A 1,720-nucleotide genomic window follows, 5' to 3' on the forward strand; every position below is an offset into this window, starting at 1 on the left:
TTCCGGTGGCGTTGCGGAAGAAGCAGTGGCGGGAGTACATTCGGCAGGACAATCCGGTTGCGGCTGCGTTGCTCAGTCAAATGGGGTATACTGAAAGAGAGAAGGTGGAGCTGAAAAAAGAGTTTTTGCGCATGTTGGTGCGGTTGGAGCTCGATGAGGCGAGGCAGCGGCTGCTGCTTGGGTTTTTTGAGACGTACGTGAAGTTGACGGAGGAAGAGGAACAACAGCTGCAAAGTGAGGTGAAGGCGATGGAAACGAAAGAACGAGAGAAAGTGCTGGAGCTGATCATCTCCTACGAGCAAAAAGGGAAAAAAGAAGGGCTGGAAGAAGGGGTAAAACGCGGCCTTGAGCAAGGAATGAAACAAGGAATGAAGCGGCTTATTCAGACAATGGCGCAAAAAGGGATGACGGCCGCCGAGATTGCCCGGTTGGTCGATCTTTCTGAAGAAGAGGTTCGAAGCTTGTTGAGCGAGTAAGAGGAAAAGGGTGATCGATCTCACCCTAGAAGGCCGGTGATTTAAGGGGGCGATCCGCTTGTCAAATCGGTTTCTCAAATAGATAAGCCTTGTCGCATCAGGAGCGCCTTTCAAACGTTCCCCCATTGCTCAAGAGAAACAATCGTTTTTCACCAACCTCCTAGTGTTTCCTGTTGAATGAGTATGAGAATAAAGAAGAAGGCGGTCATCCACCGCCTTTTTTTTATGAAGTTCGATTTCAGCCGCTTGTTCCGTGGGAATCACACCATGCGTGATTTTTTATGGGGGAAGGAAAAAGGTTGTCCATGGCTTTTTTCCTTAATCGATGTTTTACATAAAACAGAGTTTTTCAGGAGTTCTGTGGATGCCTCTTGGAGTTGAGCAAGCGTTACGGAGTTTTGGTGCATAACGATTATGTGGGCTATTTGTCAATTTTTTCGTCCGTGGTTTGAACGATGATTGATAATCACTAAATAGTATAAATTTTTATACCATATTTCCTGAAACATGGTATAATGGAATTAGTTCTCATGATGCAGAGGGGTGATAGATTGATCGAAGCGATCGCCCAAATTGGGAAGATAGTGCTTGAAAAGCAAGGAGAGGGGTCAGTGGTGGATCAGTTGGTGGAGAACCCCGGCTATCCTGCTTGTATGCTTGTTGCAGTGCGTGTGGACGAAGAAGGGAATGTTGGTTGGGAAGGTTGCGAGATTGAGGAATGCGGAAGCGATTACAAAAAATATTTGTTTCGTTCCGGTTCGTCTCGTGGAACCAACTATTCGCCGACGGCGAAAATTACAACGATTGAAAATACATATGAACAGAAAGTCATTGGCTGGTTTCGAACGGTTAACCGCAAAATGGATCATCCCGTTCTTCGGGCGATTGAGCAATTGCTTGTGCAAAAAAAGGAAGCGATCTTGCAGGAGTTGAGGGAAAAGCTCTCTCTCTCAGCCGATCGTTCCCTTATTTCGCTAAAAATGAACGGCTCCTATTTATATGACTGTGAGCCGTTTCGCGATGCTTTTTTGCATCTAGTTCACGAGAAAGATATGGAGTTGTCGGCTCGGGACCAAGTATGCGCTATTTGTGGGGAGCGCAAAGATACGGTCATCGGAAAATTGTCCGTGTTTCGCTTTTACACGTTGGACAAGCCCGGATTTATTACAGGAGCATTCCCGTTAGGAGCTTTTCCGGGGACTTGATCAAAAAAAGCCCTCTTGGTATGATGCAGGGGTGTCAAA

Annotated in this window: 1 protein-coding gene and 1 pseudogene; both read left to right on the top strand. The window is 46.5% G+C overall.

Features of this window, described 5'->3' with window-relative positions; genetic code table 11:
- Positions 1–476: pseudogene (locus B4113_RS13935) on the top strand (DUF4351 domain-containing protein); the annotation flags it as partial.
- Positions 477–1,027: 551 nt separating this feature from the next.
- Entirely contained in the window at positions 1,028–1,681 is a 654-nt protein-coding gene (locus B4113_RS13940; RefSeq protein WP_082799319.1) for a TM1802 family CRISPR-associated protein, read from the top strand.
- Positions 1,682–1,720 lie beyond the last annotated feature (39 nt).

This window comes from Geobacillus sp. B4113_201601 (genome assembly GCF_001587475.1).
Classification (GTDB): domain Bacteria; phylum Bacillota; class Bacilli; order Bacillales; family Anoxybacillaceae; genus Geobacillus; species Geobacillus icigianus.